The 2709-nt window shown below is 73.9% G+C and carries 3 protein-coding genes; 1 reads left to right on the top strand and 2 read right to left on the bottom strand.

Annotated elements, in window-relative coordinates; genetic code table 11:
• Positions 1-163 precede the first annotated feature (163 nt).
• Both IBL25_RS25590 and IBL25_RS25595 read right to left on the bottom strand, forming a co-directional pair.
• Complete coding sequence (locus IBL25_RS25590) at positions 164-856, bottom strand: TVP38/TMEM64 family protein (RefSeq protein ID WP_187781265.1); 693 nt, start codon at positions 854-856, stop codon at positions 164-166.
• Positions 853-1620 (bottom strand): glycosyltransferase family 2 protein, encoded by a 768-nt coding sequence (locus tag IBL25_RS25595; RefSeq protein WP_187781266.1) that lies wholly within the window; start codon positions 1618-1620, stop codon positions 853-855. Before IBL25_RS25595 ends, IBL25_RS25590 begins: the two co-directional genes overlap by 4 nt.
• 143 nt (positions 1621-1763) lie before the next feature.
• On the opposite strand from IBL25_RS25595, the gene IBL25_RS25600 reads away from it, so the two are divergent.
• Positions 1764-2709 (top strand): COX15/CtaA family protein (locus IBL25_RS25600; protein WP_187781267.1); only part of this gene is annotated, 946 nt, incomplete at its 3' end.

The raw sequence follows: 2709 nt of genomic DNA on the forward strand, positions 1-2709 counted from the left end.
GGGCGGCGGCGTTGGCGCCGGCGGCAGGGCATGGCCCGGCAGGGGCCGCACGGCGGCGGCAAAGGCGCGCCACAGGGCACGTTCCTCTTCGGTCAGGGTGCGGACACGGCGGGCCATGATGCCTCCGCTCTTACAGGCTGCGGGCCGTGCGATAAACGCCCCGTCAGCCGGGAGAGTCTTCCGCCATCGCATGGCCGGCGCGGTGCCGCCGCAGCATCCAGAGCCCCAGCAGGGCCGAGACCACGAAGAGCACCACGGCGAGCCCGATCTGCCAGTTGCGCGCCACCGCCACGCCGCTGCCGGCGAGCGCGAAGATCACCGTCTGCGGCAGGTAGCCCACCGCCGAGCCCGCCAGGAAGGCCAGGGCCGGAATGCCCGAGAGCCCCGCCAGCAGGTTCAGCGCCAGGTTGTTGCCCACCGGCAGCAGCCGCAGCGCCAGGGTGGTGTTGAAGGGGCTGGCGGCCAGCACGTCCCGCAGCGCCCGCAGGCGGCGGCCGAAGCGCCCGTCCAGCCGGCGCTCGGCCCAGCCGCGCCCCACGGCGGCGGCCCAGAAGAAGGCGGCGGCGCAGCCCAGCAGTTGCGCCAGCATCCCCAAGGCGCCGCCGGTCCAGGCGCCGAAGGCATAGCCTCCCAGGAAGGCCACCGCCTGGCGCGGCACACCCACGGCGCAGGCCAGGGCGCCCAGCAGCAGGAAGGCGGTCTCGCCCCACAGGGTCTGTTGCAGGCCGAAGCGCTGCACCCAGGCTTCCGGGCGGCCATCGCCCAGTTCCCGCAGCAGCCAGCCGCCCAGGCCGAGGCCGGCGGCCAGCAGCGCCAGCTTGGCGATGGAGCGCAGGCGCGGCGGCAGGGTCGTCACGCCCGCGGCGCGCCGGGGGGCAGCAGTTGCGGGCGCTTCCAGCGGCGTTGCAGCCACATCACGCCCATCAGGTCGGAAATGCCGACCAGCGCACGGTCCAGCGTGCCGTAGTTGGAGGTGCCGCGCAGCCGGGGCCGATGGTTCACCGGCCGGCTGACCACCCGCCCGCCGGCCCGCAGCACCAGCGCGGGCAGGTAGCGGTGCATGTGGTCGAAGGGCGGCAGCTCCAGGAACAGCGCGCGCGGAAACAGCTTGAGGCCGCAGCCGGTATCGGGCGTGGCATCGCCCAGCAGCCGGGCGCGCAGCCGGTTGGCGAAGCGGCTGGAGAGGCGCTTGATCTGCGTGTCCCGCCGGTTGACGCGCCAGCCTGCCGCCATCAGCCGCTCCCGTTCCGGCTCGGCCTGCACGAAATCCCAGAGCGCCGGGATATCGGCGGGGTCGTTCTGCCCGTCGCCATCCAGCGTCGCGATCCAGGCGGCGCGGGCGGCGCGCACGCCGGTGACGATGGCGGCCGACTGCCCACAGGAGGCCGCGTGCCGCAGCACCCGCAGGGCCGGCACGCGCCGCGCCGTCTCGGCCAGGGCGGCGGCGGTGCCGTCGGTGGAGCCATCGTCCACATAGATGATCTCATGCGCCAGCCCGGCCAGGGCGGCGGAGATCTCGTCCACCAGGGGGGCGATATTGTCGGCCTCGTTGCGCACGGGCACCACGACGGCCAGCAGCGGGACAGGGGCGGACTCGGCGGGGCGCGGTGCGTCAGGCATGGGGGGAGGCGGCGTAGCAGCCACAGCGGGGCCGAACAAGCGGCGCGGCGGCCCCTGCCCTGGCGGGCGGAGGAGGCATGCCGCTGTTGCAGCGCAACGGAGAGGCACAAGGGCCCCGCGATGTGATATGCCATGCCCCCACCATGCCCTTCGATCCGCCCCCCTCCTCTCCCCTTTCCCTCTCCACGCGCGAGGCCGCCGACCGTCGCGCTATCGCCCGCTGGCTGCTGGTGGTGGCCGGCATGGTCTGGATCATGATCGCTCTGGGCGGCGCCACGCGCCTCACCGGCTCGGGCCTGTCCATCATGGAATGGGCGCCGCTCTCCGGCACGCTGCCGCCGCTCTCCCATGCTGAATGGCAGCGGCTCTACGACCTCTACCGCACTATCCCGCAATACGAGCTGGTCAACCGCGGCTTCGGGCTGGAAGGCTTCCAGCGGATCTTCTGGCTGGAATGGACGCACCGGCTCTGGGGCCGGCTGATCGGGCTGGCCTTCCTGCTGCCGCTGGTCTGGTTCTGGGTGCGGGGCCGCATCCCGGCGGGGCTGAAGGGCCGGCTGGTGCTGCTCTTCCTGCTCGGCGGCGCCCAGGGCGCGGTGGGCTGGTTCATGGTCGCCTCGGGCTTCGAGGCGGACCGCACCACCGTCTCTCCCTACCGGCTGGTGGTGCATCTGGGGCTGGCGCTGCTGCTCTACGCCATGCTCATCTGGACCGCGATGAGCCTGCGGCACCCCCATCGCGATGCCCCGCCCGCCGCCGCGCCGCTGCGCCGGCTGGCGCATCCCGTGGCCGGGCTGGTGGTGCTGGCCATGCTGGCGGGCGGCTTCGTGGCCGGCCTGCGCGCCGGGCTCGACTACAACACCTTCCCGCTGATGGACGGGCGGCTGGTGCCGGCCGGCTATGCCATGCTGTCCCCCTTCTGGCAGAACTTCACCACCAATGTCGCGGCGGTGCAGTTCAACCACCGCCTGCTGGCCACCCTGGCCGGGATCGGCGCCCTGGCACTGGCCGCCTGGGGCGCGCGGGCGCTGCCGGCCGGCCGTGCCCGCACCGCGCTGCTGGCACTGGGCGGCACGGTGGCGCTGCAAT

The sequence above is a fragment of the Pseudoroseomonas ludipueritiae genome (assembly GCF_014490445.1).
GTDB classification, from domain to species: domain Bacteria; phylum Pseudomonadota; class Alphaproteobacteria; order Acetobacterales; family Acetobacteraceae; genus Pseudoroseomonas; species Pseudoroseomonas ludipueritiae.